Source organism: Neisseria sp. CP9 (assembly GCF_047758525.1).
In the GTDB taxonomy this organism is placed as follows: Bacteria; Pseudomonadota; Gammaproteobacteria; order Burkholderiales; family Neisseriaceae; genus Neisseria.
In genome coordinates this window covers 1,254,533-1,281,107 of the sequence record NZ_CP180502.1, presented here as the reverse complement: position 1 = coordinate 1,281,107, position 26,575 = coordinate 1,254,533, and the positions used below count along the sequence as shown (strand labels likewise).

Below are 26,575 nucleotides of genomic sequence, written 5' to 3'. Positions count from 1 at the left end.
GGTCGTCTGAAACTGAAAATCAGGTTTCAGACGACCTCTTTATGGGTTTCAACCTATCCTTTTAAACGGCGGCAGGCTGGCTAGTAATTGTTGGCCGTACCGCTGCGTTTTGACGCGGTTGTCGAGGATGGTCACGCGGCCGTAGTCTTGTTCGGTGCGGATGAGGCGGCCGACGGCTTGGATGAGTTTGATGCCGGCTTCGGGAACGGTGATTTCGATGAAGGGGTTGCCGCCGCGCTGTTCTATCCAGCGGTTTTGGGTTTTTTCGATGGGGTTGTCGGGCATGGCGAAGGGGAGTTTGGCGATGATGACTTGCACGCAGGCGGTGCCGGGCAGGTCGAGTCCTTCGGCGAAGCTGTCGAGTCCGAAGATGATGCTAGCTTTGCCTTCTTCTATGGCTTGGTGGTGTTTTTGCAGGAGGACGGCTTTGGGCAATTCGCCTTGTACGAGCAGGAGCGGCAGGTAGTCTTCGAGCAGGCGCAGGGCGACATCCTGCATTTGTTTGCGCGAGGAAAACAGGACGAGCGTGCCGATGGCTTCGGTGGGCGAAATGAGCTTGGGCAGCCATTCGACAATGGCGGCGGTGTGCGCGGCGGGGTCTTTGGGACTGGCGTGCACGGGCGGGATGTAGAGTTCGCCTTGCGCGTCGAAATCAAACGGGCTTTCTAGGGCGAGGGTGGTGGTTTCGGGCAGCCATTGCAGTCCGGTTTGGCGCAGGATCAGGTTGAAGCTGCCCAAGGATTGCAGGGTGGCGGAAGTCAACACTGCGCCTGCCGCGCGCCGCCACAGGCTGTTGGCGAGATGGGACGCACTGCTGATGGGGCTGGCGTTGAAAATGTAGTCGTTTTTGTCGTCGGCGCGGCGGGTTATCCATTTTGCCAGCGGTTCTTCGCCCTCGAGCGGGACGGTGGAGAGCAAATCCCATGTGGCGGTGATTTGTTCGATGCGGGCGCGGAATACGCCGAATTCGGTACTCAAGCGGTCGATTTGCGCGCTGTTTTGGTCTTTGTCGCGGCGGGCGGCGGACAATGCGTCGTTGAGGCTGTTGATGTGTTTGTAGAGGCTGCGGGCCGCGATGGCGGTGTTGGAAACGGTGGTTTCGAGACATTCGGGAATTTTGCCGTCTTCCCACAGCCAAGTCGGTTCGCTGTTGGTCCGTCTGTCGTTTTCAGACGACCCCAAGCTCAAAGACGGCTCTTCGGCGAGGTGGAACTGCCATTCGTGTAGGCTTTCGAGCAGCGAGGCGGCGGCTTCGTCAGCAAGGTTCGCCAACTCGCCTTTGTCGGTAAGTGCGGCGATTTTGCCGGTAACCTGCGGCAGTTTTTCCAACGCCCACACGGCTTGGTTCCACGAATGCTCGGCGGCAAACTGGCTGAGGGCTTTCTTGGGCAGGTGGTGCGCTTCGTCGATGCAGTAGAAGCTGTTTTCAGGGTCGGGCAAAATCACGCCGCCGCCCATGCTGATGTCGACCATCAGCAAATCGTGGTTGGTTACGACGACATCGACGGTTTCCAGCGTGTCGCGGGCAAGGTAAAACGGGCATTCCGGGCGGTTGGGACAGGCGGCTTTGAGGCAGCCGTAGTTGTCGTTGTTCACCTTCATCCAGATGGTGTCGTCGATTTTTTCCGGCCAAGTGTCGCGGTCGCCGTTGAACCGTCGGGCGGAAAATTCGTCGGCGATGTCGCGCAGCAGCTTCAATTCTTCGGGCTTGGGTTTGCTGTCCCACAACACGGCGGGGGCTTCGAAGCCGAGCAGGTTTTGCTGGGCGTTGCTTTGCGTGAGTTGGTAGAGTTTGTAGGGGCAGAGATAACGGCCACGCCCTTTGGCAAGCGCGAAGGTCAGTTCCAAACCGCTTTTTTCCACCAAAAACGGCAGGTCGCGGTCAACCAACTGCTCCTGCAAGGCAACCGTCGCGCTGCTCACAATCAGCCGTTTGCCGCGTGTCTGCGCCATAATGCCGCCTGCCAGCAGGTAGGCAAGCGATTTGCCCACGCCGGTCGGCCCTTCGATCACGGCAATGCTCTCGCCCTCGCGCTTGGGCGGCTCGCCGCCCTCTTCGCGCGTCAACGTCCGCGAAAAAGCGTTGGCAACCGCCGCAATCATTTCCCGCTGCGAAGCGCGCGGACGGAAACCGGGCAGGTTTTTGCCGATATTTTGGTAATGGTCGCGGATGGCGTTTTTTTCTAAATCGGTGAGCATTGAGGTCGTCTGAAAAGGTGGATTTGCTTATGAATTTGTTATTTTAGCATTTTTCGCGGACGGGTTCGGGAGAGATGGGAAAGGTCGTCTGAAAAGCATATTTTTGCGTTTTCAGACGACCTTTTATTTTCAGACGACCTTTTATTAAGGAAATCCATATCGGGACAGGGGATTTGAACCGTTGGCGTTCCTGTCCTCGCGCAGGCGGGTGGGAATGACGGAATTTGATGACATACCATATTTAAAGTTCAGTATGTTTGCTAGGGAGATGGGCAGCGGCGGTTTGGCGCGTGTGGGGTCAATTTCTTGGTGTATCGTTGAAATTAAAGATAAGGGCGCATGATTGCGCCCCTTCGGTTTTCAGACGACCCCTTAAGTTCAGCGGGGTGCTTAAGCCGTTTTGTTCCGCAACGGCAGTTTGATATGCGGCTTGGCGGGTTTGGGTGCTTCTTTCAAGCCCAGTTCGATTTGCTGCTCTTCGCTCAACAAATTGCTCCAGTCGCCTTTTTTATACCACTCGCGCCCGTCCAATTCGATGGGGTGTTGGATGCGCTCGCAGCCGTTGCCGCATTGCAAATCGTCTTCTTTACAATATTTGTCGCAACCCCAGCAGATGCGCTCCGGCGCTTTGGGGAAGATGGGGAATTTTTTTGCCATGGTGTGAAATCCTTGTTTTTATTTTCATGAAATTATAAATGATTCAATTGCGACAGCTTGGTTTTTGTACGTCTTTTTACGCTGGACAGTTAAGAAATGTATAAGGTCGTCTGAAATAGCCAGCCGATTCATGTTATATTTATACAAACAGCATATCAACCTATTCGATAAAACTAATCCGCCATATGGCACTCAAACGGCGGAAAGCCTGATATTTGAAACTATTTTTAAAGCAATTAATCAGTTGGATTTACTGTTAATTTCTTTAAAATTCAGTATGATATATTACGCTCTGATATAATGTGCGGGCAAGGCGTACGGAAGCCGGCGTCTTGTCTTTTTTCAACTTTAGATACTAAGGAACTTATATGTGCGGTATCGTCGGCGCCATCCGCGCCAATCACAATGTAGTCGATTTTCTGACCGACGGTCTCAAACGCCTTGAATATCGGGGCTACGATTCGTCGGGTATCGCCGTGAACATGGACGGCAAAATCAAGCGCGTGCGCCGTGTCGGCCGCGTGCAGCTGATGGAGGATGCGGCGCGCGAAAAAGGCGTGTTCGGACATATCGGCATCGGCCATACCCGCTGGGCGACCCACGGCGGCGTAACCGAACCCAACGCCCACCCCCACATCTCCGGCGGCATGATTGCCGTCGTCCACAACGGCATCATCGAAAACTTCGAAGCCGAACGCGAACGCCTCCAATCCTTGGGTTACACCTTCGAATCGCAAACCGACACCGAAGTCATCGCCCACAGCGTTAATCACGAATACACCCAAAACGGCGGCAAACTGTTTGAAGCCGTCCGCGCAGCTACCGCCCGTTTTCACGGCGCGTATGCCATCGCCGTGATGGCGCAGGACAAACCCGAAGAAATGGTCGTTGCACGCATGGGCTGCCCGCTCTTGGTGGCACTGGGCGATCAAGAAACCTTCATCGCCTCCGACGTATCCGCCGTCATCGCCTTTACCCGCCGCATCGCCTATTTGGAAGACGGCGACATTGCCCTTCTAAGCGCAAACGGCATCGACAAACTCATTGACAAAACCGGTACTGAAACCCAACGCACCGTCAAAGTATCCGAACTGTCGCTCGCGTCGCTGGAATTGGGCCCTTACAGCCACTTCATGCAAAAAGAAATCCACGAACAACCGCGCGCCATCGCCGATACCGCCGAAGTGTTCCTTGACGGCGGCTTCGAACCCGAAAACTTCGGCGCGAACGCACGTGAAGTGTTCGACGACATCCGCAGCATCAAAATCCTCGCCTGCGGCACGTCCTACTACGCCGCGCTGACCGCCAAATACTGGCTCGAATCCATCGCCAAAATGCCGACCGACGTGGAAATTGCCAGCGAATACCGCTACCGCGACGTGATTGCCGATCCGAAACAATTGGTCATCACCATCTCCCAATCCGGTGAAACCTTGGACACCATGGAAGCCCTGAAATACGCGCAGTCTTTGGGACACAAACACAGCCTGTCCATCTGCAACGTCATGGAATCCGCCCTGCCGCGCGAAAGCGAATTGGTGCTATACACCCGCGCCGGCGCAGAAATCGGCGTCGCCTCAACCAAAGCGTTCACCACGCAACTGGTTGTTTTGTTTGGCTTGGCGGTAACGCTGGGCAAACAGCGCGGTTTGGTTTCCGCCGAAAAAGCGCGCGAATACGTCGAAGAGCTGCGCCAACTGCCCGGCAGCATCCAACACGCCCTCAACCTTGAGCCGCAAATCGCCGCCTGGGCGCAAAAATTCGCCAAGAAAAACAGCGCACTGTTTTTAGGCCGCGGCATCCACTTCCCGATCGCCCTCGAAGGCGCGTTGAAGCTGAAAGAAATCACCTACATCCACGCCGAAGCCTATCCCGCAGGCGAATTGAAACACGGTCCGCTGGCATTAGTGGACGAAAACATGCCCGTCGTCGTCATCGCACCGAACGACGGCTTGTTGGACAAAGTCAAAGCCAACATGCAGGAAGTCGGCGCACGCGGCGGCGAACTCTTCGTCTTCGCCGATTTGGACAGCAATTTCAACGCCACCGACGGCGTGCACGTTATCCGCGCCCCGCGCCACGTCGGCGTACTCTCGCCGATCGTGCACACCATCCCCGTGCAGCTCTTGTCCTACCACGCCGCCCTCGCACGCGGCACGGACGTGGACAAACCGCGCAATCTGGCGAAATCGGTTACGGTTGAATAAAGTCTGATTGGAACGGTAAAAGGTCGTCTGAAAACTGGGAAACCAAGTTTTCAGACGACCTTTTTTAAATCGACGCGCGCTTTGGATAAACCGAACCTGTAGCGTGGGCTTTGCCCACGAGATTTGCCGCCTGTCAGTCTGAATCGGGCAGTTGTCCTCGCATCTGTTTCGCGGGTAGAACCCGCGCTACGGTTTGTTTTGACGGTATCTTATTCATTTCCTACGTTGATTAAGAAGGCAGGTTTGAGATTGAAAGAGGTCGTCTGAAAACTTTGGTTTCCCAGTTTTCAGACGACCTTTTATTAATCCAAACACGCTATGGATAAACCGAACCCGTAGCGTGGGCTTTACCCACGAATGAATAAAAATGATTGGATTCTGATGTCTGGGTTGAAAGTCGTGTGCAAAGCCCATGCTACTCTTATAGTGGATTAACTTTAAATCAGGACAAGGCGACGAAGCCGCAGACAGTACAGATAGTACGGCAAGGTGAGGCAACGCCGTACTGGTTTAAAGTTAATCCACTATATTTGACGAAAAGGTCGTCTCAACTCAATCTTAAATCATTAAGGCTGCATCAAATCCGTTTCGCCAATTCTTCCGCCTTGCCGATGTACAGCGCGGGGGTCAGGGCGAGCAGTTGGGATTTGGCTTCGGCGGGGATTTCCAATGATTCGATGAAGACTTTCAGCACTTCGGGCGTGATGCCGCCTTTGCCGCGCGTCAGGTCTTTCAGTTTTTCGTAAGGATTGGCGACACCGTGGCGGCGCATAACGGTTTGAATCGGCTCGGCGAGCAGCTCCCAAGTGGCATCCAAATCGGCGGCCAGCGCGGCGGGGTTGGGTTCGAGCTTGTTCAGGCCGCGCAGGTGGGCGGCGAAACCCAACACGGCATAGCCTACGCCTACGCCCATGTTGCGTAGGACGGTGCTGTCGGTCAGGTCGCGCTGCCAGCGGGAGACGGGCAGTTTTTCGGATAAGAAGCCCAATACTGCGTTGGCCATGCCGAGGTTGCCTTCGGAGTTTTCAAAGTCGATGGGGTTGACTTTGTGCGGCATGGTGGAAGAGCCGACTTCGCCCGCTTTGACTTTTTGTTTGAAGTAACCCAATGAAATATAACCCCAAACGTCGCGGTTGAAGTCGATCAGGATGGTGTTGATGCGGCTGAGGGTTTGGAAGAATTCAGCCATGTAGTCGTGCGGTTCGATTTGGATGGTGTAGGGGTTGAAGGTCAGGCCGAGGCTGATTTCGACGAAGTTGCGGCAGTGGGTTTCCCAATCGACGTCGGGATAGGCGACCATGTGGGCGTTGTAGTTGCCGACGGCGCCGTTGATTTTGCCGAGGAATTCTTGCGCCTGAAGGTTTTTGAACTGGCGTTGCAGGCGGTACACGATGTTGGCGGTTTCTTTGCCCAAGGTGGTCGGCGTGGCGGGCTGACCGTGGGTGCGGCTCATCATGGGGACGGCGGCAAGGTCGTGCGCCATGCCGGTGAGCTTTTCGATGATTTCGGCAAGTTTCGGCAGGATGACGGTTTCGCGCGCTTCTTGCAACATCAGGGCGTGGGACAGATTGTTGATGTCTTCGCTGGTGCAGGCGAAGTGGATGAACTCGCTGGCAGCGGCGACTTCGGGCACGCCGGCGAAGCGTTCTTTAAGCCAGTATTCGATGGCTTTGACATCATGATTGGTGGTCGCTTCGATGGCTTTGACGGCGGCTGCGTCTTCCAATGAAAAGTTTTCAATGACTTTGTCGATTTCGGCAAGCGTGAAATCGCTGAAGGCGGGAATTTCGGTGATTTTCGGTTCGGCGGCGAGGGCTTTGAGCCAGCTCAATTCGACTTTGACGCGCGCCCTCATCAGGCCGTATTCGGAGAAAATCGGACGCAATGCTTCAACGGATTGGGCGTAGCGGCCGTCTAGGGGGGAAAGTGCAGCGATAGGGTTGATCATGTCGGAGTCCTGTCGGTAGGTCGGTCAAACGGTTAAATCAAACAGTCAAATTGTTTGCAATTATACATGATTTGACTCGGCAACTTGGGGTCGTCTGAAACTACAACCTGCCCTTCAAAGCGTTTTTGACAAACGCCGCCGACTCGCGCAATACCGTGTAACCATAGCCGCCGTAAGGCTCGGAACAAAACGGCGCGGCATACACCTGAATATCGTGTCCCTGCCACTGCCTGTCTGCCATCATCCGCGCCCGCGCCAAATGAAAACCGGCGCTGACAATGACGACGCGCGGGCTGTTTTCGATAAATTTTCGGCTGAACACGATGTTTTCAAACGTATTTTCCGCCCGCCGCTCTTGGATAATGTCCGCCTTCGGTACGCCCATTTTCTCCGCAATCATCTGCATATTGCCTGAAGCAGACTGAAAATCGCGGCTGAGTCCGCCCGACATCACCAGCTTCTTCACCTTACCGGCACGGTACAGCTCGACAGCCGCCTCAACGCGCGCCACCAAACAAGGATTCAGACGCCCCCCTTCATAAGAACGCGTCGAAAGCACAACCGCAGCATCCGCCGGACGCACTGTATCCGCATCTAACCGCGACACCTGGAAATCGCGCCACATGATCCACAGCGGCAAAAGCGCGGCGGTAAAGAACAAAATCAATATAAAAACAAGGGTTTTTTTGAACATCCGAATCCTAAAATGATGAAAGTAATTGGAACGCGGCTGTATGAGCAGGTTCCGATTATTCCTTAATTTTACGAAGTTTATACAACAAAAGGTCGTCTGAAATTTCAGACGACCTCCCATTCTTCAATAACTTACTTTTGCAGCTGTGCTACCAACTGCCGCAAAGCTGAAATCTCCCGATCCTTTTGCGCCAGCAGCAAATCCTTGTGAGCCAGCAGTTCACGGCTGTGTTCCAAGCCTAGCTTTAGTTTTTCGAGTTCAATCGTAATCTGCCCATTTGCCCCATAATCGGGATTGTTGCTGTTGTTCATTCCGATCAACAAAACTAATTCTTTATCATCCGAAGCAACCAACTCGCCAATATCGATTTTAAAAATTGCCGCCAGCTTTTCCAACTTTAGACCTCTTGCGAAAATATTCATCCCATCGCATTAACCAGTCCTGCAATCAGATTTACCCTTAACCCGAACCGTTTCCGCCTGTTGCGGTAAGGCAGCGACAAGATTTTGAATATCTTCAGTTTCCTGTTGATGTGCTCGATGACGGTTCTGAGTTTGCCTAACCGCCTGTTCGCCTCTTTATCCTGTTTGTTCAGCGGATGATGTTTGGATTTCTTTTTCGGGGTCTGTAATCCGGTTTTAGCCAATCCTTGATAACCCTTATCCGCAATGACTATTTTGTAGGGATAAAGCTCTGCAAGGTGCCTCTTGGCTAAACGCATGTCATGCTGAGCACCCATCCCCGTCCGGATGCTGATGATTTTTTCAGTTTCTCTGCCGTATATGACCTGGATTTTAACCGTGTGCCGCTTTTTCTTGCCGCTGTAATACTGCCGCTGTTTTTTTGGGACGTTCAATCGGGCTTTCGGTAACGTCAATGATGACCGTTTGATCGCCCGGATTCTTGTGTTTTGGCAGGGAAAAGCGTTTGCAACGGATGAGGGCGTCCTCGGTTTTACGGATGGTGCGGCAGACATTACTTTCAGAAAGGCCGTAGATGGCGGCCAATTCGAGTTGGGTATGGTAATGACGCAGATAGCTCAGGGTAAGCAGCAGTTGGTCTGCCAAGCTGAGCGTATGCGGCCTGCCTGACTTGACCTTCCGGCTTTCTGCTTCTGTGGTGACTTTCAGCATTTCGTGAAAAAGGACGGGCGTTACACCTGTGAGCCGTTTGAATTCCCTGTCGCTTCTTTGGATGAGGTTTTCGTATTTCATTTGGGAATTGTAAATCTTCAGGATACTTTCGCAAAAGGTCTTTTGCTAAATCCAATTTTCTCTCGTCCCGTTCAAGCCGAGAATAACTGCTTTTCGACATATTCAGCCGTTCTGCCATATCTTCCTGTGACCAATTGTTCAACTCGCGCAAAGCACGGATTTTGTCATTGACGGACATTCACAGCCTCCTTGTAGTCGAATGTAATTAAAATTGGGAATTTATTCCGATAAACGGTCTTAAATCATAATAATTGGTATTGATAAGTGATGCGCGGTAAATATATTATCCTGAATGGCATATCTTTGCAAATTTATGCATTAATTAGTAAAGCAAAATGTCGGCAATAACTAGCTATTACATTTTTCAATACATCTTCTATTCAAACACAGGAATATAAAATGAAAAAATCTTTCTTGCTTTGTGCGACAGCAATTCTATTAGGAGCTTGCGGAGGAGGCGGAGGTGGTGGTGCGACACCGACAGCAGCACCGACACCAACGGTGAATTTAGATAACAAACCAGTAGAACCTACACCTACTATTTCAGATAACAATACTGAAACAACTAAAAATACTCAAACCGAAGCAACCGAAACAAAAATGCCTGAGCCAACAGCAGCACCCAGTACACCGCCTGCTCCGAGAGAAATCAAACCAAACGAGGTCAAAACTGATAATACTAGTAAAGTAGAAGCCCAGCCTTCTTCTCCTAGTGAAACTAAACCTGAAATTAAAGAAATAACGAAACTAGAGAATACAGGTATTTATTTGGATAAAAACCAATTTGAAAAAGGGGAATTAACCAATATTGGAATGAAAATTGGTGGGAAGCGTATTGCAACCTTATCAGGTTATAACCGGAGTTACTCTTTCAATGGCGCAATGAAAAAAGATAAAGAATTAGATGAAATTGTCATTGATAAGGTAGTGATACATTTAATCAATAAAGGTGTAGAAGCCACAGGACTTGCAGGATTACAAGCTCAAGCCTTAACTTATGCACTAAAAACTGCTTATAACGCCAGTAAAGACCCGAAACGTGACATTTTCTATTTTGGCTTGGAGACAACTACAGCCGATATGCCGAAATCAGGTATTGCGACATATAGGGGTAATGCCAGCCGTTACGACAATGTTTCTGGTAACGTAACTAATATCGGAACATCAACTTTGTATGCCGATTTCGGACGGAAAAAAATCAGTGGTGAATTGGCAATTAATGGTATTCGACGTGATATTTCTTTGAAAGAAGCTGACATTAGAGGTAACGGGTTTGCAGGCAAGGCAACCGCAGGTGAGGACAATATCCTGTTCCGTACCGTAGAAGGCCGCTATGAAGGTAAGTTTTACGGACCAAAAGCGGAAGAAGTGGCTGGTAAGGCAACATTCCAAGGTCAAGCAATTGTCGGGCAACTGGAAAGTTTAAACACCAGCTTTAGCGCGGAACGCGGCGCAATTCATTAAACTCTTGCAGCTTTTGGGGTGGGTTGGCTTAATTCATAGTATGAGTGTCGACCTACCCTGCCCAGTAGCAATTTTGTTAATGTATAAAGAAAGAGAAATATAATGAAATTTTCAATGCTGGCGGCAGTATCTGCCGTTTTGATGCTATCCGCCTGTGTCACTTCCGTACCGATGGGTAATGCAGATGTTTCCTCAAAAGCCAAAACTTTTGCTCCTCCATCGGAAGGCAAGGCGGGGCTGTATGTGTACCGTTCGGGTATCTTAGGTGGTGCATTGAAGAAAGATATTTGGGTAGATGGTCACTGCTTGGGTACGTCCGCACCGAATGTGTTCTTCTATACGGAAGTTGATGGGGGCAAAGAGCATATGGTAACGACTGCTTCGGAGTTCTCCACCAATAGTCTGTCGCTACATATGGAAGCGGGCAAACATTATTTCGTACGTCAATATATCAAAATGGGCGCTTTTGTCGGTGGCGCAAATGTGAAACAGGTTTCGGAGGCTGAAGGCAAAGCCGAAGTGATGAAACTGAACATGGCAGCTACGGGGCAATGTCTTAAAGCTCACCCGTAATTTAGATTAAAAAAGGTCGTCTGAAATTTCAGACGACCTTTTTAACGTTTTACAAAACAACCGAATTTTCAGTCTTTGCGGCGGCTGCCTAAGTCGGCGGCGGCGGTAAAGAGTACGTCGGTGGAGGAGTTGAGGGCGGTTTCGGCGGAGTCTTGGATTACGCCGATGATCATGCCGACGCCGACGACGCGCATGGCGAAGTCGTTGTCTATGCCCAAGAGGCTGCAGGCGACGGGGATCAGCAGCAGCGAGCCGCCGGCAACGCCGGATGCGCCGCATGCGCCGACAGTGGCGACGAGGCTCAGGAGCAGGGCGGTTGGGTAGTCGACGACGATGTCTTTGGTGTAGGCGGCTGCCATGGCTAAGACGGTAATGGTAATCGCTGCACCTGCCATGTTGATGGTTGCGCCCAGCGGGATGGAGACGGAGTAGGTGTCTTCATGTAAGCCGAGTTTTTTCGCCAATGCCATGTTGACGGGGATGTTGGCGGCGGAGGAGCGGGTAAAGAAGGCGTAGAGTCCGCTTTCGCGCAGGCAGGTGAAGACCAGTCCGTAAGGGTTTTTGCGGGTTTGCGACCAGACGATGAGCGGGTTCACAACGAGGGCGATGAATGCCATGCTGCCGAGCAGGACTGCCAGCAGGCGTCCGTAGCTGAGGAAGGCGGCAAAGCCGGTTTCGGCGACGGTTTGGGAGACCAGTCCGAAAATGCCCAAGGGGGCGAAACGGATAACCCATTGTACGACGGTGGTAACGGCTTCGGAGAGGTCGGAGACGACTTGTCGGGTGGTGTCGGAGCCGTGGTGGCGCAATGCGGAGCCTAAAACCAACGCCCATGCGAGAATGCCGATGTAGTTGGCTTCCGCGATGGCGTTAATCGGGTTGGACACGAGCTTCATCAAAAGCTCTTTGAGGACTTGGATGATGCCGGAGGGCGGGGCGAGGGTGGAGGTGGCTACGTCTTTAAACACCAGCGCGGTCGGGAATGCCATACTGGCGGCAACGGCGACGGCAGCTGCGGCAAATGTGCCGACGAGATACAGAATAATGATGGGTTTGATTTTGGCTTCGCCGCCTTTGCGGTATTGCACCAGCGCGGCGGTTACTAAGACAAACACCAATACGGGGGCGACGGCTTTCAATGCGCCGACGAACAATTCGCCGAGCAGCCCTGCGCCCAAGCCTGCTTTCGGGGAGATGGTACCGACCAAGACGCCCAACATCAAACCGATGATGATTTGCGGTACGAGTCCGATACGGTTGACTGCGTTTAGCAGTGGATTACCACTTGCCATGATACATCCTCTTACTTTATGTGTTAAGAAACGTTGCATTTTAAAAGAAAATATCAATTATTGCGCAGGTTTACATATCAAATCGATTGTTGTGGCGGAAAATGCCCTGTTTTTGGACTTGTCGGACAGTTTGTGCCTGATTTTTTGTATTGAATGGGTAAATGTGTTTTTTGGTATCCACCTTTTCAGACGACCCCTCCGTCTCGGGCGGGTTTTAAACCCGATTGAAAATAATGGTAGAATTTAGCACTCTTCTGTCGTTGAAACATTTTTTGCCATGATCAGACTGACTTCGCCCATCTTGATTGCCTCACTCGCCCTTGCCTACGGACACGCAGCCGCAGCAGACCTGCCGCGTGCCGAAGACTACGAACCGATTCCCGGCTTCAAGCAGGGCGGGCAATCCGAGCAGGCTGCCAAAGTAGGCAAACTGACGCCCAAGTTTCCCGTCAAAATCGAAACCAAAAACAGCGAAGTCAAATCCATGCTCGAAGAATACCTGCCGCTGATTACCCAGCAGCAGGACGAAGAGTTGGACAAAGAGCAGGTCGGCTTCCTCGCCGAAGAAACGCCCGACAACGTCAAAACCATGCTCAAAACCAAAGGCTATTTCAACGGCAGCGTCAACGTCCAAGACAACGGTTCGAGCTACACCGTCACCGTCAATCCCGGCCCGCGCACCAAAATCGACAACGTCAGCGTCGCCATCCTCGGCGACATCCTGTCAGACAACAACCTTGCCGAGTATTACCAAAAAGCCATGGCAAACTGGCAGCAGCCCGTCGGCGAAAATTTCGATCAAGAAGGCTGGAGCAGCAGCAAAACCTCCGTCCTCAGCGCAGTAACCCGCAAAAAATACCCGCTTGCCAAACTCAGCAACAGCCAAGCCACCGTCAATCCCAACAACAACACCGCCGATCTGAACGTTACCGTCGAAAGCAACCGCCCCATTTATTTTGGCGACTTTGAAATCACCGGCACCCGCCGCTATCCCGAAAACGTCGTTGCCGGCCTGGCACGCTTCAAACCCGGCGCGCCTTACGATCTCGACCTATTGCTCGACTTCCAACAAGCGCTCGAACAAAACGGGCATTACTCCGGCGCATCCGTCCAAGCCGACTTCGACCGCCTCCAAGGCGATCGCGTGCCCGTCAAAGTCAACGTAACCGAAGTCAAACGCCACAAACTCGAAACCGGTATCCGCTACGATTCCGAATACGGCCTCGGCGGACGTATCGGCTACGACTACTACAACCTCTTCAACAAAGGCTACATCGGCTCCGTTGTTTGGGACATGGACAAATACGAAACCACCCTTGCCGCCGGTATCAGCCAGCCGCGCAACAGCGAAGGCAAATACTGGACGACCAACACGTCCTACAACCGCTCGACTACGCAAAACCTTGAAAAACGCGCCCTGACCAGCGGTATTTGGCGCGTGCGCGACCGCAACGGCATCGAATCGCGCCTCGGTATCGAATTTATTACCGAAGACCGCAAAGTGCCCGATACCAATTACGACCTCGGCCGCAGCCACGCCACCATGCTGACCGCCTCGTGGAAACGCCAAAACATCGAAACCGAACTGCGTCCCGAAAACGGCTACTACCTCGACGGCAAAATCGGCGTAACACTGGGCAAGCTCCTTTCTTCCACCGCCATGGCGCGCGCCACCGCCCGCGCAGGCTATTTCTACACGCCTGAAAACAAAAAACTCGGCACCTTCATCGTCCGCGGACAGGCAGGCTACGTTTACGCCCGCGAAGGCGAAGACGTACCTTCCAGCCTCATGTTCCGCACCGGCGGCGCATCTTCTATCCGCGGTTACGAACTCGACAGCATCGGTTTGGAAGGCCCGAAAAATTCCGTCCTACCCGATAGGGCGTTACTGGTCGGCAGCCTCGAATACCAATTCCCAATTACCAAAAGCGTATCCGGCGCCATCTTCCACGATGTCGGCGACGTTACCAGCAACTTCAAAAACATGAGTATGCAACACGGTACCGGCGTCGGCGTGCGCTGGTTCAGCCCCGTCGCCCCGTTCTCCTTCGACGTCGCCTACGGACACCAAGACAAAAAACTCCGTTGGCACATCAGCTTGGGCACAAGGTTTTAAGGTCGTCTGAAAATAAAAAACAGGGGTGCGTGATGGCATCCCTGTTTTTTTATGTGGTATGTGAAAACCGCATACGTCGGGTTTTCGAAAGCCAACGGATTCGCAGCCGACAAAAAACGGTCAGACCAAATGTTTTGCCAAAAGATTAAGGGCAAACTCGACGGCCTGTGTTCTGACGGCTTCGCGGTCGCCGCTGAAGACTTGCATCTGTTCCAATGATTCGGTCGGCGTGGACAAACCGAACCAAACCGTGCCGACAGGTTTCGCCGCGCTGCCGCCGCCCGGGCCTGCGATGCCGGAAATACTGAGGGCGTAGTCGGCTTGGGAGACGGCTTTCGCTCCGCGCGCCATTTCGTACACGGTTTCGCGGCTGACCGCGCCGTGTTGCAGCAGCGTGTCGGGCATGACGCCGAGGCGCTCTTCTTTGGCTTGGTTGCTGTAAGTGACGAAACTTTGATGAAACCATTGCGAGCTGCCCGCAATGCTGGTGAACGCGCCCGCCAGCAGGCCGCCGGTGCAGGATTCGGCGCAGGTGACGGTTTGGCGGTGTCGGGTCAGGTGTTCGGCGATGGTTTGCAGGGCGGTCATGGGATGTCCTTTCGCTGGGCGGGTTTCCCCGAAATATGGGGTTGGGTGGAGACCCTATTATATAGTGGATTAACTTTAAACCAGTACGGCGTTGCCTCGCCTTGTCTTGATTTAAAGTTAATCCACTATAGAAGGATTGCAGAGAGTGGGCGAAAGGTCGTCTGAAAACCGGAATCCCAATTTTTCAGACGACCTTTTGTGCTTTGCCCTATCCGTTAAACCGCCAACCGCCCGCAGCGTAGGTTTTACCTACGGATAAACAGGGAAGATTGGATAGGGATGTTCGGGCGGAAGATCGCAGGCAAAGCCCACACTACGGATTGGTTTATCCTGAGCCTTACCCATTTGACCAAAAGGTCGTCTGAAACCGAAGTTGGTTTTCAGACGACCTTTTTCTGTTTGACGGGCAATTATGCGCCGAACACTTTCAAACGGTTTTCCACAGGTTCAAAGGCTTTTTCGCCGGCAGGCGCTTCGATGCCGCCGACAACCATTTGCGCGCGCAGAAGCCAGCTTTCGGGCAGGTTCCATTCTTTGGCGATGGCGGCGTCGGGCAGCGGGTTGTAGTGTTGCAGGTTCGCGCCCACGCCGGCGGCGGCAAGCGTTGTCCAGATGGCGTATTGCGTCATCGCGTTCGCATGGTCCGCCCAAACGGGGAAGTTGGCGGCATAAGAAGGGAACTGCTCTTGCAGGCCTTTGACGACGTTTTGGTCTTCGAAGAACAAAATGGTCGCCGCGCCTGCTTTGAACAGGTTTAATTTTTGCGCGGTCGGCTCGAATTGTTCGGCTGGCACGATGGCGCGCAATGCGTCTTCAACGAATTGCCAGACTTTGCCGTGTTCTTCGCCGAAGAGGACGACGACGCGGGTGGATTGCGAGTTGAAGGAAGAAGGCGTGTGCAAAACGGCGTGTTTGACGATTTCGCTGATTTCTTCGTTGCTGACAGGCAGGTTTTTGTTCAGCGCGTAAATGGAACGGCGGGTTTCGGCCGCTTGTTGTAAGGTTTGATAAGTCATTTTGTTTTTCCTTTGATTGATGTTTAATTTGTTGGCGGGTTTGGAAATGGATGCGCAAAACCCGCGTCGTTTGTTTTCAGACGACCTTTGAGTACATCAGGATTTGTCTTTGCCAATCAGGTTGTCCAATGCCAATGAGCCGCCGCCGGCTGCTGCGAGATAGAGGAATACGAAGCAGAACAAGACTGCCGATTCGCCGCCGTTGGCAAGCGGGAACAGCGCTGAACCTTTGGCAGCGTGTGCCATAAAGTAGGCAGCCGCCATCTGACCGGACAGGACGAAGGCGGTAGGACGGGTAAACATTCCGAGAATCAGCATGATGCCGCCGACGATTTCCAAAATGCCCGCCACCAGCATCAAGCCTTCGGGCGAGCCGCTGCCCATGGCGGTCGGGAAACCGAAGAATTTCGCCGTACCGTGCAAGAGGAAGAGGTAGGCGGTTACGATACGCAATACGGACAATAAAATAGGTTGGATACGGGCGCAGGTTGCAGACATGGCATACTCCTAATCAAAATGTAAGAACGGAATGAAAACTAATCTTATCTGGGCAGTATAGATAATTACTGCCAGTAGATATATACTGCTTTTATTGATACAACGTTTCCCCAAAAGAAAACATGGATACCCTGTTCAGCCTTAAAGTTTTCCGCCAAGTCGTCCAAAGCGGCAGCTTCACCCGCGCCGCCGAGCAGCTTGATATTTCCACCGCGATGGCGAGCAAACACGTCAGCCATCTGGAAAATTCGATTAAAGCCAAGCTGCTGCACCGCAACAGCCGCAACCTCCACCTGACTGAAGCGGGCGAAGAATACTACCGCCAATGCAGCTACGCGCTCGATACGCTCGACACCGCCGCGCAAAAGGCGGCAGGCGGGGCGGACACGCCGCAGGGTATGTTGCGCGTAACTATGCCGCTTTGGTTTGCGGGCAATTTAATCGGCAACTGGCTGGCGGAATACCGCGAACGCTATCCCGAAGTCACGCTCGATTTGGTACTCGACAACCGCCACGTCGATTTAATCGCCGAAGGCTTCGACCTCGCCTTGCGCGTGGCAAAAACCCTGTCGCCGTCGCTTATTATCAAGCCGCTTGCGCAAATCCAATTCGTCCTGCTCGCCTCGCCCGACTATCTGGCGAAACACGGCACGCCGCAAACGCCCGAAGAAGTCATGCGCCATCCCGCCATCCTGCCGTCCTACACCGACCAACGCAATTTGGAAATCACCCATCGGGAAACGGGCGAAAAAAGCATTCTGACACTCAATCCGGTGATTCTAAGCGACAACACGCTGATGATCCGCGAATTGGTCAGGGCGGGCGCGGGCATCGCCTATCAACCGCTGTGGTCGGTCAGACAGGATTTGGCGGAAGGCAGACTGGTCAGCCTGCTGCCGGACTATCGCGTGCGGACCGATCAATTAAACGCGGTTTATGTGGACAGGGCGTTTTTGAGCGCGAAAGTGCGCAGTTTTATTGATTTTCTGAACGAGAAGATTTCGGCGGATGGGCAATAAGGTCATCGTCCAAAACTATAGTGGATTAACTTTAAACCAGTACGTCGTTGCCTCGCCTTAGCTCAAAGAGAACGATTCTCTAAGGTGCTGAAGCACCAAGTGAATCGGTTCCGTACTATTTGTACTGTCTGCGGCTTCGTCGCCTTGTCCTGATTTAAATTTAATCCACTATAAAGAGGTCGTCTGAAAACGGAAAACGGTTTCAGACGACCTTTTGTTTGTGCGGCGGTTTATTTGACTTGCTGCATGTATTTTTTCAGACGACCCTTGCTCTGCATGGCGCGGTTTTCCAGTTCGTCCACGACAGCTTGCGCTTTGGCTTTGTTTACCGGTTTGCCGACCTGGATCACGCCGCTCATGTTCATCATGCGGTGCGGCGGGCAGGTGTAGACGTACACGCCTTCTTTGTCGAGTTTGAGGGTGAAGTCTTTGCCGTCTTCGGACAGGAAGTCGGCAACGCCGTCGGGCAGGGCTTTGCTTTGCACCCAGTGGCCTTTGTTGGCGGCTTTGAAGGTTACGGTGTCGCCGACTTTGGCGTTGACGTAGCCGGGCTCGAACACCATGCTGCCGTCTTTGCCGTTGTCGAGCATTTTGACTTCGTGGTTGGCGGCGTATGCGCCGAGGGAAGCGGTCAGCATCAGGAGGAAGAGGGATTTTTTCATGGGGGGAGTCCTTTCTAAGGATATAGTGGATTAACAAAAATCAGGACAAGGCGACGAAGCCGCAGACAGTACAAATAGTACGGAACCGATTCACTTGGTGCTTCAGCACCTTAGAGAATCGTTCTCTTTGAGCTAAGGCAAGGCAACGCCGTACTGGTTTAAAGTTAATCCACTATAAAAAATATGGGACGGGCTGATGAGTCGGAGAGGTAAGCCTTGGGCTTACCGCCCTCTCCCTCTCCCGCGGGAGAGGGGATAAGTTGCAGGGAGTTCGCAGGCCGGATGCTCAAATCCGACATTTGCAGGAGCGGATTGTTAATTGTCAACCGTCGTCATTCCCGCGCAGGTGGGAATCCATTGGAATGACGACGGCGGTTAAGTTACGCACTCTGCCGCATCGGGCGGATAACGGGCAGGCCTTTGCTGTCGTATAAAAGTTCGATGTCCACTTTGTACAGCCTGCCTATCATGTCTGCCTGCAATACGTCCTGCGGCGCGCCCTGCGCCTGTACTTTGCCTTCGCCGAGCAGAATCACGCCGTCTGAAAACTGCGCGGCGAGGCTCAAATCGTGCAAGACCATCAGCGTAACCAGATTGTGTTCGTGCGTGTATTGCACCACGCGCTCCAAGAGGTTCAACTGGTGGTGCATATCCAGCGCGCTGACCGGTTCGTCCAGCATCAGGATTTCGGGGCGGCGCAGCATGACTTGGGCAAACATGACGAGCTGCCGCTGTCCGCCGGAAAGCCGCATGACGTCGCGGTGCGCCAGATGGCCGATGCCCAGCTCCGCCATGATACTTGCGGCTTCGTGCAGCAGTTCGTCGCCGACGTGCATGTGCAGCGCGTCCATGCGGCCGAGCAACACGACTTCCAGCGCGGTCAGCGAGGCTTCGGCGGCGGTGTCCTGCGGCATATAGCCTATGCGTTTGCGCCAGCTTTGCAGGTGGATTTTGCTCAACGCTTCATCGCCGTAGCGGATGGTGCCTTTGTGCGCCACTTCGCCGAAAATCGTTTTCATCAGCGAGGATTTGCCCGTGCCGTTCGGGCCGAGCACGGAATAGACTTTGCCTTGTTCCAGCGTCAAATCGATATTGTCGGCGACCACATAATCGCCGCGCCGGATATGGACGTTTTCAAGTTTCAACATTTCAGACGACCTACCGTTTCGTTAACACAATCCAGAAGAAGAACGGCACGCCGACAAACGACGTAACAATCCCCACCGGAAACAGCGCGCCCGGGATAATCACCTTGGACAACACGCTCGCCACCGATAAAAACGCCGCCCCCGCCAGCATCGCGCCGGGCAGGAAGAAACGTTGGTCTTCGCCCAAAAGAATCCGCGCCACATGCGGCGCGACCAGTCCGATAAAGCCGATCACGCCGACGAAACTGATTGCCGTTGCCGTCATCACCGCCACCAGCACCAGCGTTTTCAGGCGTAAAAGTTGCAGATTGATGCCCAGCCCGACCGCGCGTTCTTCGCCCAAGCGCAGCGCGGTCAGTTTCCACACATCGCGCGAAAGCAGCAACACGCACACCGCCGTAACCGCCGCCGTAACGATGACCGTTTCCCAAGTCGCCTTGGTCAGGCTGCCGAACAGCCAAAAAAGAATCTGCTGCGAAATCTCAGGCGCGGCGATAAACTGAATCAGCGACAAAATCGACTGAAACAGAAACAAAAGCGCAATCCCCACCAACACCAGCATCGCCGAATTGAAGCGGCGCGCCGAGGCAAACAGAAACAAGATGCCCGAAGCCAGCATGGTCATCACAAACGCACCGATGGGGACGGCGACCGTTTCAGGCAGCCCGAAACCGCCGAACGCAATCACCGCCGACGCGCCCAAACCCGCCGCCGCCGCCAAACCCAGCGTATAAGGGCTGGCCATCGGATTGTTCAACAACGTCTGAATCTCCGCCCCGCCGACACCCAAAGCCGCACCGACCACCAGCGCCATCACCGCAATCGGCAGGCGCAAATCCATCACAATCAGGCGGTTCATTTCATCGACTTCGGGTTTGCCCAGCAAAACATTGACCACTTCGCCGACGGGCAGCGTGTCCGTCATTGCCGGGCCGGTGGCGATGTCGAATAAAAAACTGACCGCCGCGATGATTAAAAACATCAAAACAATCAACCAACGCTTGCCTTCTAGCCTGCGCTGGTTCCTCACAATCTCGGCGACAACCGAATCATTCATTTTTTAAACCTTTGAAATTAAGGAACAAGGTCGGATATTCATGTCCGACAATCTCTTTTGTCTGTATCCGTTTTGAAGGGTGGTTTTTTGAAAATCGGGATAACGGCATTCCAAACGGCTTTACCCTCTCCCTAACCCTCTCCCACGGGGAGAGGGGGCAAATTGTAGGGAATCACAACAATAGTCGGACTTCAGTTATCCGATTCCCTCTCCCCGTGTGAGAGGGAGCAAATTGTAGGGAATCAAAACAATGGTCGGACTTCAGTTATCTGATCCCCTCTCCTCGTGGGAGAGGGTTAGGGAGAGGGTCAAAACAGTCAAACCCACCTGAAGCCCCCCACTCGGCACGACGGAAAGTCGTAGCGTGGGCTTTGCCCACGAAAACGGGGAACCTCATACCATTCGCCATCATTTTCGCAAACGTCACCCATCGGCAAAGCCCACGCTACGGTTCTGTACAAAACCCATGCTGCTTTCAGACGACCTTCCGCATAAAAAGGTCGTCTGAAACCTGCAAACCAGCCTTACTGACCTTTCGGATACAGGTAGAACGTACCATTTGGTACAACAGGCAGGTTTTGGCGGTAGAAGTCCATATAGGTCTTCTCAGGGTTGAAATCCTTAAACAACTGCGGATAAATCGCTTTGGCCATAAATTGAATCGATGCGCTGTCGGACAGCGTGCGCGAGTTGGCGTGGTAGGCGGCATAGAGGCGGTTGTTTTTAATCGCAGGCAGGTTGGCCCAGCCGGCGCGTTTGGCAAAGCCTGCCAAGCGTTTTTCCGCTTCCGCTTTCGAAATGCTCCAGCCCATGACCATGGCGGCAGGGTTTTTCTTCAATTCGGTTTCGCGGCCGGTAATCACGATCACGTCGGGTTTGGCGGCAAGGACTTTTTCAGGATTGATCGGACCGTAGAATTCGACCGAAGAAGCGGAAATATTGTTGCCGCCGACCAGTGTCACCATCGAACCCCACATACTCTTGCCAAAGGTTACGCTGTGTTCGGCAGGGCCTTTGTTGCCGAATTCGACATACACTTTAGGCTTGGGCAGGTTGGCTTTTTTCACGCGCGCCTGGATGGTGTCGGCGATGCGTTTGTAGTCTGCCGCCAGCTTGTCCGCCTTTTGTTGCTGGCCGGTCAGCGTGCCGATAAGTTTGGTTGATTGGATATGTTTGGCGACCGTTTGCGCGTTGTAGTCCAACACCACAATCGGAATGCCCGCTTTGTTGATGCGGGCGAGGTCTGAACCCAGAGCTTTGTACTGCCAGTCTGCCAGAATCAGCAAATCGGGTTTCAATGCCAATAATTTTTCAACGGAGAACGTGCCGACTTCCAACTCGCCCACATCGGCAAGCTGGTTCAACTTGGGCACGGCTTTGCTGAACGCCGCCCAGCTCGGCGGCGCCCAGTCGGACCAAACCGCTTTGGAGAAACCGACCACATTATTCAGCGCGTCTTTACCGCCGATGGCCATGTAGTCTTGATAATAAAAGCCCAAAACCACGCGTTTGGCGGGCAGGTCGACGGTTACTTTGCGGCCATTGACATCGGTAATTTGAACCGGTTTGGCATGGGCGGCGGCAGTGCCGAATGCCAATGCGGCGGCAAGGGCAAGGGAGGAGAAGCGCGAAAGTTTCATTAGAGTAAAATCCTTGTAATAAATAATGTTATATCTGATTTGTATATAAATAATAATCTTTCTTATTTATAATGCAAGACTAATGGATTTAAAATAAACGGAAAAGTTCCGTTATTCAGGGAAGTTTTTATTGCAAACGTGATGGTGTTTATTGTTCAAACAACGCCTGCCGTTTGCCCGATAAAAGGTCGTCTGAAATATCAAGCAAAGACATAACCCCTTGTCAATATTCTGTCATTTCATTTTTCGAAAGTCCGCCATGCTGACGATTACCACCTGCCTCGCCTATCCCGAACCGCCGTCCAACCTGCTGCCGTTGGCGGATGCGCTGACACAAAACGGCATCCCCACCGCCTTCGCACCCTGGCAACACCGCCCGAAATCCGCCTTTATCCTGCCTTTGTGCGCATGGGATTATGCGGCGGAGCCTGAAGCGTTTGGGCAGTGGCTGACCGAAGCGCAAGCGTGCGGGCAAAGGTTTATCAACCCCGTTGGGCTGATGCGTTGGAACATGGACAAACGTTATTTGTGCGATTTGGCAGAATGGGGAGCGGACGTGATTCCGAGTGTGCAGACGTCGTCTGAAAAAGAAAAATTGGAAGAAGTTTTAGAGAGTCGGGGCTGGCGGGAAGCGGTGGTCAAACCCGTAATCGGGCAGAGCGGGCGCGGCGTGGCGAAAATCAGGGCGGGAGAAGTGTCGTTGAAGGCGGAGGATTATCCGCAAGGCATCATCGTCCAGCCTTATATCCGCGAAATCGAAACGGCGGGCGAAACCTCGCTGGTGTTTTTGGACGGGCGTTTCAGCCATGCCGTACTGCGTATGCCGCCCCAAGGCGAATGGCGCGCCAATTCCGCCTACGGCGTCGCCGTCAGCCCTGCCGCACCGCCGGAAAAAGCAATCGAAACCGCACGGCAGATATTGTCCATGCTGCCTGAAATACCGGCATACGCCCGAATAGACGGGACGCTGATTGGCGACAGGTTGCTGCTCAATGAATTGGAACTCGTCGAACCCGCCCTTTACCTGCATACCGCTGAAAACGCGGTTGCCGATATGGTGCAGGCGGTAAAGCGCGTTATCGCGGGTTGATGATAAAGAACCAATGCAAAAAAGGTCGTCTGAAAACAAAGGTAGCGGGTTTAAACCGTGCTATGCTTGTTTTCAGACGACCTTTTTAGAAAACCGACTGCGTTCGGCAGTCAACCTTTGATCGGTATTACAATTTGGGCTCCATCATCCAGACTGCGGCGAGTGTGACGATGGATGCCAAACTGATGATCATGATTAAATTTAAAAACAAAATTGACATATAGCCTCCGAAATGTTTGCTGTTGTGTTTATTATTGATACTGCCGTTCGGTATCATGGCGTACCGTAAGGCAGTTAGCGGCTTTACGCGGATACCCTTTTATAGTGGATTAACTTTAAACCGGTACGGCGTTGCCTCGCCTTAGCTCAAAGAGAACGATTCTCTAAGGTGCTGAAGCACCAAGTGAATCGGTTCCGTACTATCTGTACTGTCTGCGGCTTCGTCGCCTTGTCCTGATTTTTGTTAATCCACTATATTGAACCGCTTTGCCGGGCGCTCAGAATAGCATTGTCAGAATAGTCACTTGGTGTATTTACCTAATTTATCAAAGAGAAAAAAGCAATAATTATCAACAATCAATAAAAAGCACTATCACTTTCGGATGTTTTTTATCAAACATGGCTCATTAACAGGAAAACCTTTCCAAATCTCTATTTTTATTTGATTTATGCATAATTTTCATATCCGTTTCCGCCGCGTGGCGCTCATAGCCGCTGTGGTATTTTTGCCTTTGGCAATATTGATTGCCGTCCGTTTGCACACGCACGGCGGTTTTGAATTTGAAAAACCTTTGATGATGTGGGTTCACCATAACATCGGCGAGGGCTTTTTCCCGATTGCCACTGTTTTGCATTATTTGGGCAAAACCGCCATTGCCGTCCCTCTAATCGGCATCGCGGCTTGGTGGCTGTATCGGGTCGGCAACCGTCGCGGCGCATTGTTTTGCGTTTCCGCCGCCTTGATACCGACGCTGAATATGTTGTTGATTAAAAATTGGTTTGAGCGTCCGCGACCGCTGTTTTGGCCGCGCATGATTGAAGAGACCAACTTTTCGTTTCCCAGCGGACACAGCACCTTTTCCGCCGCCATCGCCGTCATGATGATTATGCTGTGTCGTGAGACGCCCTATCGGCGTGTCGCGTGGCTGATCGGCATCGCCTTTGCGCTGAGTACCGGTTTTTCTCGCGTTTATCTGGGCGTGCATTACCCGACCGACGTTTGGGCGGGCTGGACAAACGGTACGCTGACCGCGTTGTTGGTTTATTATTTCGTGTTCAGGGGCCGCTATCTTTCAGACGACCCTGCCGTCTCCCAAATATCTTCAGATTATGAATAACTTATCGCCCAATACGCCGTTTTGGCTGCGCAACGGCCACGCCGACACCATCTTTGCCAAATTCCTGCAACGCCCTTCCCCCGCATACCGGCGCGAATTGCTGCCCGACAGCACCGGCAAAGCACAAGTCGCCTACGATTTTGTCGACAGCCCCAATCCCGACGCGCCGCTGGTGGTTTTGTTTCACGGCTTGGAAGGCAGCAGCCAGAGCCATTACGCGGTCGAGTTGATGCGCGCGGTACAAGACAAAGGCTGGAACGGCGTGGTCGCGCATTTCCGCAGTTGCGGCGGCATCCCCAATACCGCGCCCGTGTTCTACCACTTGGGCGATACGCCCGAAATCACCTTTATGCTCGACACGCTTGCCGCACGTTATCCCGTCATTTACGCGGCAGGCGTTTCGCTCGGCGGCAATGCTTTGGCAAAATATTTGGGCGAACAAGGCAGCAATGCGCTGCCCCGCGCCGCCGCCGTCATTTCCGCGCCGGTCGATGCGACGCTGGCGGGTACGCGTTTCGACAAAGGCATGTCGCGCCTGTTATATACGCGTTATTTTTTGAACTCGTTGCTGCCCAAAGCCCGCGACGTTGCCGATTTGCAGAATGCCCATCCCGACCGCAATGTTGCCGCCCTGTTGAAACAATGCAAAACGCTGGGCGACTTCGACGATACGTTTACCGCCCCGCTGCACGGTTTTGCCGACCGTTTCGACTATTACCGCCGCGCCTCGTGCAAACCTTGGCTCAAAAAAGTCGCGAGTCCTTTGTTGCTGCTCAACGCCGTCAATGATCCCTTCCTGCCGCCCGAAGCCCTGCCGAATGTGAACGAAGTGTCTCCGTCCGTCACGCTTTTGCAGCCCGAACACGGCGGACATGTCGGCTTCGTCAGCCGCGACGGGGGTTGTCTGAACCTGCAATGGCTGCCGCAAACCGTATTGTCTTATTTCGCACAATTTGAATAATGTTCCCAAACGGCTGTCGGCGTAGCGTTGAGGCAAACGGTTGAAACAAACAAAAGGTCGTCTGAAAACCCGTATTTCAGGTTTTCAGACGACCGACCTTTTTACTGCTCAAACGGCTGACCGCTCAATCAGTCATGACCGATATCGACGGTTTTCTCTTTGTAGCGCGTATCGGGGATGAGGACGATTTTTTCGTCCACTTTGCCGATGGCTTTCACGTCTTTGCCCGGGTAGTCCAACTGATGCAGGAAGTAGCGGATACAGTTGAGGCGGGCGCGTTTTTTGTCGTCGGAACGGATGATGACCCAAGGGGCGTCGCCAGTGTGGGTGTGGAAGAACATGGCGTTTTTGGCTTCGGTGTAGTCGTCCCAACGGTCGAGCGACTGGATGTCCACGGGGGAGAGTTTCCAGTGTTTCAGAGGGTCGTCGCGGCGGGAGATGAAGCGGCGCAGTTGTTCTTCGCGGGATACGGAGAACCAGAATTTGAAGAGGTGGATGCCGCTGGCAACAAGCATACGTTCCAATTCAGGGGTTTGACGCATGAAGAGCAGGTATTCGTTGGGTTCGCAGAAGCCCATCACGCGCTCTACGCCGGCGCGGTTGTACCATGAGCGGTCGAAGAATACCATTTCGCCTGCGGTCGGCAGGTTTTGGATGTAGCGTTGGAAATACCATTGGCCACGTTCGGTAGTGGTCGGTTTTTCCAAAGCGACAACGCGCGCGCCGCGCGGATTCAAATGTTCCATAAAGCGTTTGATGGTACCGCCTTTACCTGCGGCGTCGCGGCCTTCAAACAGGCTGACGATGCGTTGGCCGGAGTCTTTGACCCAGCTTTGCACTTTCAGCAATTCGATTTGCAGCTTTTGTTTTTCTTTTTCGTATGCGGCGCGGCGCATACGTTGCTTGTAGGGGTAATTGGCGGGGAGCGGCGCACTGCCGGAATCTTCGTCCGTACCGCGTCCTTCGTGTTCCAAAACGGCTTTTTCGAAAACTTGCAACTGGTTTTGCTTTTCGCCCAATTCAACGTTTTCGAAGGGTTCTAACTGATGATCTGCCATAGGGTCTCCTTATTGCTTAAGTTTGAAATGATATGGTATGGGATGACCTGATTTTACTCCTTTTATACTGCTGCGGACTACATAAAATTACACTGCTCCATTTTTTTCGGCGCGGTCTGCTAATTTGTGTAAAAACG

General features: G+C 52.9%; 23 protein-coding genes and 1 pseudogene. 8 read left to right on the top strand and 16 right to left on the bottom strand.

The window, feature by feature from the left end; genetic code table 11:
- Positions 1-48: 48 nt before the first annotated feature.
- Both dinG and ACMYUL_RS06065 read right to left on the bottom strand, forming a co-directional pair.
- Positions 49-2,199 carry an ATP-dependent DNA helicase DinG gene (gene dinG / locus ACMYUL_RS06070; RefSeq protein WP_415772610.1) on the bottom strand — a complete coding sequence of 717 codons (2,151 nt, stop codon included), beginning with the start codon at positions 2,197-2,199 and terminating at the stop codon, positions 49-51.
- Between the two features lie 390 nt (positions 2,200-2,589).
- The gene (locus ACMYUL_RS06065) at positions 2,590-2,856 is read right to left on the bottom strand and encodes a DUF3079 domain-containing protein (RefSeq protein ID WP_003766405.1); all 267 of its coding nucleotides are present in this window, start codon (positions 2,854-2,856) and stop codon (positions 2,590-2,592) included.
- Between the two features lie 368 nt (positions 2,857-3,224).
- Here ACMYUL_RS06065 and glmS point away from each other — a divergent pair, with 368 nt between their 5' ends.
- Positions 3,225-5,063 carry a glutamine--fructose-6-phosphate transaminase (isomerizing) gene (gene glmS / locus ACMYUL_RS06060; protein ID WP_415772608.1) on the top strand — a complete coding sequence of 613 codons (1,839 nt, stop codon included), beginning with the start codon at positions 3,225-3,227 and terminating at the stop codon, positions 5,061-5,063.
- Between the two features lie 577 nt (positions 5,064-5,640).
- Here the strand turns inward: glmS and purB are convergent.
- The 5 genes and pseudogenes from purB to ACMYUL_RS06035 all read right to left on the bottom strand — a co-directional run.
- Positions 5,641-7,011 carry an adenylosuccinate lyase gene (gene purB, locus ACMYUL_RS06055; protein ID WP_049226392.1) on the bottom strand — a complete coding sequence of 457 codons (1,371 nt, stop codon included), beginning with the start codon at positions 7,009-7,011 and terminating at the stop codon, positions 5,641-5,643.
- 100 nt (positions 7,012-7,111) lie between these two features.
- Complete coding sequence (locus tag ACMYUL_RS06050) at positions 7,112-7,705, bottom strand: YdcF family protein (RefSeq protein WP_415772606.1); 594 nt, start codon at positions 7,703-7,705, stop codon at positions 7,112-7,114.
- A gap of 131 nt (positions 7,706-7,836) precedes the next feature.
- Positions 7,837-8,127 (bottom strand): hypothetical protein, encoded by a 291-nt coding sequence (locus ACMYUL_RS06045; RefSeq protein ID WP_415772604.1) that lies wholly within the window; start codon positions 8,125-8,127, stop codon positions 7,837-7,839.
- A protein-coding gene (locus ACMYUL_RS06040) for an IS5 family transposase (RefSeq protein WP_415769999.1) occupies positions 8,124-8,919 on the bottom strand; the annotation gives its coding sequence in 2 pieces (ribosomal slippage) (positions 8,124-8,552 and positions 8,554-8,919; 795 coding nt in all). The genes ACMYUL_RS06045 and ACMYUL_RS06040 overlap by 4 nt, the downstream gene beginning before the upstream one ends.
- Before the next feature lie 58 nt (positions 8,920-8,977).
- A pseudogene (locus ACMYUL_RS06035) lies at positions 8,978-9,097 on the bottom strand (helix-turn-helix domain-containing protein); the annotation flags it as partial.
- Positions 9,098-9,318: 221 nt separating this feature from the next.
- Between ACMYUL_RS06035 and ACMYUL_RS06030 the strand changes: the two are divergent.
- Together ACMYUL_RS06030 and ACMYUL_RS06025 are read left to right on the top strand one after the other, a co-directional pair.
- Positions 9,319-10,383 carry a Slam-dependent surface lipoprotein gene (locus ACMYUL_RS06030; RefSeq protein ID WP_415772602.1) on the top strand — a complete coding sequence of 355 codons (1,065 nt, stop codon included), beginning with the start codon at positions 9,319-9,321 and terminating at the stop codon, positions 10,381-10,383.
- Positions 10,384-10,485: 102 nt separating this feature from the next.
- Positions 10,486-10,956, top strand: coding sequence for a DUF2846 domain-containing protein (locus ACMYUL_RS06025; RefSeq protein ID WP_070514739.1), 471 nt, complete (start codon positions 10,486-10,488; stop codon positions 10,954-10,956).
- A gap of 68 nt (positions 10,957-11,024) precedes the next feature.
- Here the strand turns inward: ACMYUL_RS06025 and sstT are convergent, their stop codons facing one another.
- Entirely contained in the window at positions 11,025-12,248 is a 1,224-nt protein-coding gene (sstT, locus tag ACMYUL_RS06020) for a serine/threonine transporter SstT (RefSeq protein WP_415772599.1), read from the bottom strand.
- 277 nt (positions 12,249-12,525) lie between these two features.
- Here sstT and ACMYUL_RS06015 point away from each other — a divergent pair, with 277 nt between their 5' ends.
- A complete protein-coding gene (locus tag ACMYUL_RS06015; protein ID WP_415772597.1) occupies positions 12,526-14,364 on the top strand; it encodes an autotransporter assembly complex protein TamA in 1,839 nt (612 codons plus the stop codon).
- A 120-nt stretch (positions 14,365-14,484) separates the two neighbouring features.
- On the opposite strand, the gene ACMYUL_RS06010 is transcribed toward ACMYUL_RS06015, so the two are convergent.
- The 3 genes from ACMYUL_RS06010 to ACMYUL_RS06000 all read right to left on the bottom strand — a co-directional run bounded on the left by ACMYUL_RS06010 (position 14,485) and on the right by ACMYUL_RS06000 (position 16,466).
- The gene (locus ACMYUL_RS06010; RefSeq protein WP_415772595.1) at positions 14,485-14,952 is read right to left on the bottom strand and encodes a CinA family protein; all 468 of its coding nucleotides are present in this window, start codon (positions 14,950-14,952) and stop codon (positions 14,485-14,487) included.
- A gap of 410 nt (positions 14,953-15,362) precedes the next feature.
- Positions 15,363-15,968, bottom strand: a complete 606-nt coding sequence (locus ACMYUL_RS06005) for a nitroreductase family protein (RefSeq protein WP_415772593.1) — start codon at positions 15,966-15,968, stop codon at positions 15,363-15,365.
- 96 nt (positions 15,969-16,064) lie between these two features.
- A complete protein-coding gene (locus tag ACMYUL_RS06000) occupies positions 16,065-16,466 on the bottom strand; it encodes a DoxX family protein (RefSeq protein ID WP_415772591.1) in 402 nt (133 codons plus the stop codon).
- 122 nt (positions 16,467-16,588) lie between these two features.
- Between ACMYUL_RS06000 and ACMYUL_RS05995 the strand changes: the two genes are divergently transcribed.
- A complete protein-coding gene (locus ACMYUL_RS05995; protein ID WP_415772589.1) occupies positions 16,589-17,485 on the top strand; it encodes a LysR family transcriptional regulator in 897 nt (298 codons plus the stop codon).
- A gap of 230 nt (positions 17,486-17,715) precedes the next feature.
- Here ACMYUL_RS05995 and ACMYUL_RS05990 read toward each other — a convergent pair whose 3' ends face one another.
- The 4 genes from ACMYUL_RS05990 to ACMYUL_RS05975 form a co-directional block, all read right to left on the bottom strand.
- Positions 17,716-18,147, bottom strand: coding sequence for a plastocyanin/azurin family copper-binding protein (locus ACMYUL_RS05990; protein ID WP_003743313.1), 432 nt, complete (start codon positions 18,145-18,147; stop codon positions 17,716-17,718).
- A gap of 380 nt (positions 18,148-18,527) precedes the next feature.
- On the bottom strand, positions 18,528-19,295 hold the full coding sequence (locus ACMYUL_RS05985) for an ABC transporter ATP-binding protein (RefSeq protein ID WP_049224957.1): 768 nt from the start codon (positions 19,293-19,295) through the stop codon (positions 18,528-18,530).
- 10 nt (positions 19,296-19,305) lie between these two features.
- Positions 19,306-20,352, bottom strand: a complete 1,047-nt coding sequence (locus ACMYUL_RS05980; RefSeq protein WP_415772586.1) for a FecCD family ABC transporter permease — start codon at positions 20,350-20,352, stop codon at positions 19,306-19,308.
- A 524-nt stretch (positions 20,353-20,876) separates the two neighbouring features.
- A complete protein-coding gene (locus ACMYUL_RS05975) occupies positions 20,877-21,992 on the bottom strand; it encodes an ABC transporter substrate-binding protein (protein WP_415772584.1) in 1,116 nt (371 codons plus the stop codon).
- Positions 21,993-22,251: 259 nt separating this feature from the next.
- On the opposite strand from ACMYUL_RS05975, the gene ACMYUL_RS05970 reads away from it, so the two are divergent.
- The 3 genes from ACMYUL_RS05970 to ACMYUL_RS05960 all read left to right on the top strand — a co-directional run bounded on the left by ACMYUL_RS05970 (position 22,252) and on the right by ACMYUL_RS05960 (position 25,380).
- Positions 22,252-23,082 carry an ATP-grasp domain-containing protein gene (locus ACMYUL_RS05970; RefSeq protein WP_070602997.1) on the top strand — a complete coding sequence of 277 codons (831 nt, stop codon included), beginning with the start codon at positions 22,252-22,254 and terminating at the stop codon, positions 23,080-23,082.
- Positions 23,083-23,750: 668 nt separating this feature from the next.
- Positions 23,751-24,419, top strand: coding sequence for a phosphatase PAP2 family protein (locus tag ACMYUL_RS05965; protein WP_415772582.1), 669 nt, complete (start codon positions 23,751-23,753; stop codon positions 24,417-24,419).
- Positions 24,412-25,380 (top strand): YheT family hydrolase, encoded by a 969-nt coding sequence (locus ACMYUL_RS05960; RefSeq protein ID WP_415772580.1) that lies wholly within the window; start codon positions 24,412-24,414, stop codon positions 25,378-25,380. Before ACMYUL_RS05965 ends, ACMYUL_RS05960 begins: the two co-directional genes overlap by 8 nt.
- 128 nt (positions 25,381-25,508) lie before the next feature.
- Here the strand turns inward: ACMYUL_RS05960 and ppk2 are convergent, their stop codons facing one another.
- Positions 25,509-26,438: a polyphosphate kinase 2 gene (gene ppk2, locus ACMYUL_RS05955; RefSeq protein WP_107976578.1), complete on the bottom strand. Its 930-nt coding sequence runs from the start codon at positions 26,436-26,438 to the stop codon at positions 25,509-25,511.
- Between the last annotated feature and the right edge of the window lie 137 nt (positions 26,439-26,575).

Excerpts from the sequence above, each read along its gene's own strand:
- ACMYUL_RS06005 (WP_415772593.1), bottom strand. The coding sequence starts at position 15,968 with ATGACTTATCAAACCTTACAACAAGCGGCCGAAACCCGCCGTTCCATT.
- ACMYUL_RS05985 (WP_049224957.1), bottom strand. The coding sequence starts at position 19,295 with ATGTTGAAACTTGAAAACGTCCATATCCGGCGCGGCGATTATGTGGTC.
- dinG (WP_415772610.1), bottom strand. The coding sequence starts at position 2,199 with ATGCTCACCGATTTAGAAAAAAACGCCATCCGCGACCATTACCAAAAT.
- ppk2 (WP_107976578.1), bottom strand. The coding sequence starts at position 26,438 with ATGGCAGATCATCAGTTAGAACCCTTCGAAAACGTTGAATTGGGCGAA.
- ACMYUL_RS06000 (WP_415772591.1), bottom strand. The coding sequence starts at position 16,466 with ATGTCTGCAACCTGCGCCCGTATCCAACCTATTTTATTGTCCGTATTG.
- ACMYUL_RS05990 (WP_003743313.1), bottom strand. The coding sequence starts at position 18,147 with ATGAAAAAATCCCTCTTCCTCCTGATGCTGACCGCTTCCCTCGGCGCA.
- ACMYUL_RS05970 (WP_070602997.1), top strand. The coding sequence starts at position 22,252 with ATGCTGACGATTACCACCTGCCTCGCCTATCCCGAACCGCCGTCCAAC.
- ACMYUL_RS06010 (WP_415772595.1), bottom strand. The coding sequence starts at position 14,952 with ATGACCGCCCTGCAAACCATCGCCGAACACCTGACCCGACACCGCCAA.
- ACMYUL_RS06015 (WP_415772597.1), top strand. The coding sequence starts at position 12,526 with ATGATCAGACTGACTTCGCCCATCTTGATTGCCTCACTCGCCCTTGCC.
- ACMYUL_RS06025 (WP_070514739.1), top strand. The coding sequence starts at position 10,486 with ATGAAATTTTCAATGCTGGCGGCAGTATCTGCCGTTTTGATGCTATCC.
- ACMYUL_RS05995 (WP_415772589.1), top strand. The coding sequence starts at position 16,589 with ATGGATACCCTGTTCAGCCTTAAAGTTTTCCGCCAAGTCGTCCAAAGC.
- glmS (WP_415772608.1), top strand. The coding sequence starts at position 3,225 with ATGTGCGGTATCGTCGGCGCCATCCGCGCCAATCACAATGTAGTCGAT.
- ACMYUL_RS05965 (WP_415772582.1), top strand. The coding sequence starts at position 23,751 with ATGCATAATTTTCATATCCGTTTCCGCCGCGTGGCGCTCATAGCCGCT.
- ACMYUL_RS06065 (WP_003766405.1), bottom strand. The coding sequence starts at position 2,856 with ATGGCAAAAAAATTCCCCATCTTCCCCAAAGCGCCGGAGCGCATCTGC.
- purB (WP_049226392.1), bottom strand. The coding sequence starts at position 7,011 with ATGATCAACCCTATCGCTGCACTTTCCCCCCTAGACGGCCGCTACGCC.
- ACMYUL_RS05960 (WP_415772580.1), top strand. The coding sequence starts at position 24,412 with ATGAATAACTTATCGCCCAATACGCCGTTTTGGCTGCGCAACGGCCAC.
- ACMYUL_RS05975 (WP_415772584.1), bottom strand. The coding sequence starts at position 21,992 with ATGAAACTTTCGCGCTTCTCCTCCCTTGCCCTTGCCGCCGCATTGGCA.
- ACMYUL_RS06045 (WP_415772604.1), bottom strand. The coding sequence starts at position 8,127 with ATGAATATTTTCGCAAGAGGTCTAAAGTTGGAAAAGCTGGCGGCAATT.
- ACMYUL_RS06050 (WP_415772606.1), bottom strand. The coding sequence starts at position 7,705 with ATGTTCAAAAAAACCCTTGTTTTTATATTGATTTTGTTCTTTACCGCC.
- sstT (WP_415772599.1), bottom strand. The coding sequence starts at position 12,248 with ATGGCAAGTGGTAATCCACTGCTAAACGCAGTCAACCGTATCGGACTC.
- ACMYUL_RS06030 (WP_415772602.1), top strand. The coding sequence starts at position 9,319 with ATGAAAAAATCTTTCTTGCTTTGTGCGACAGCAATTCTATTAGGAGCT.
- ACMYUL_RS05980 (WP_415772586.1), bottom strand. The coding sequence starts at position 20,352 with ATGAATGATTCGGTTGTCGCCGAGATTGTGAGGAACCAGCGCAGGCTA.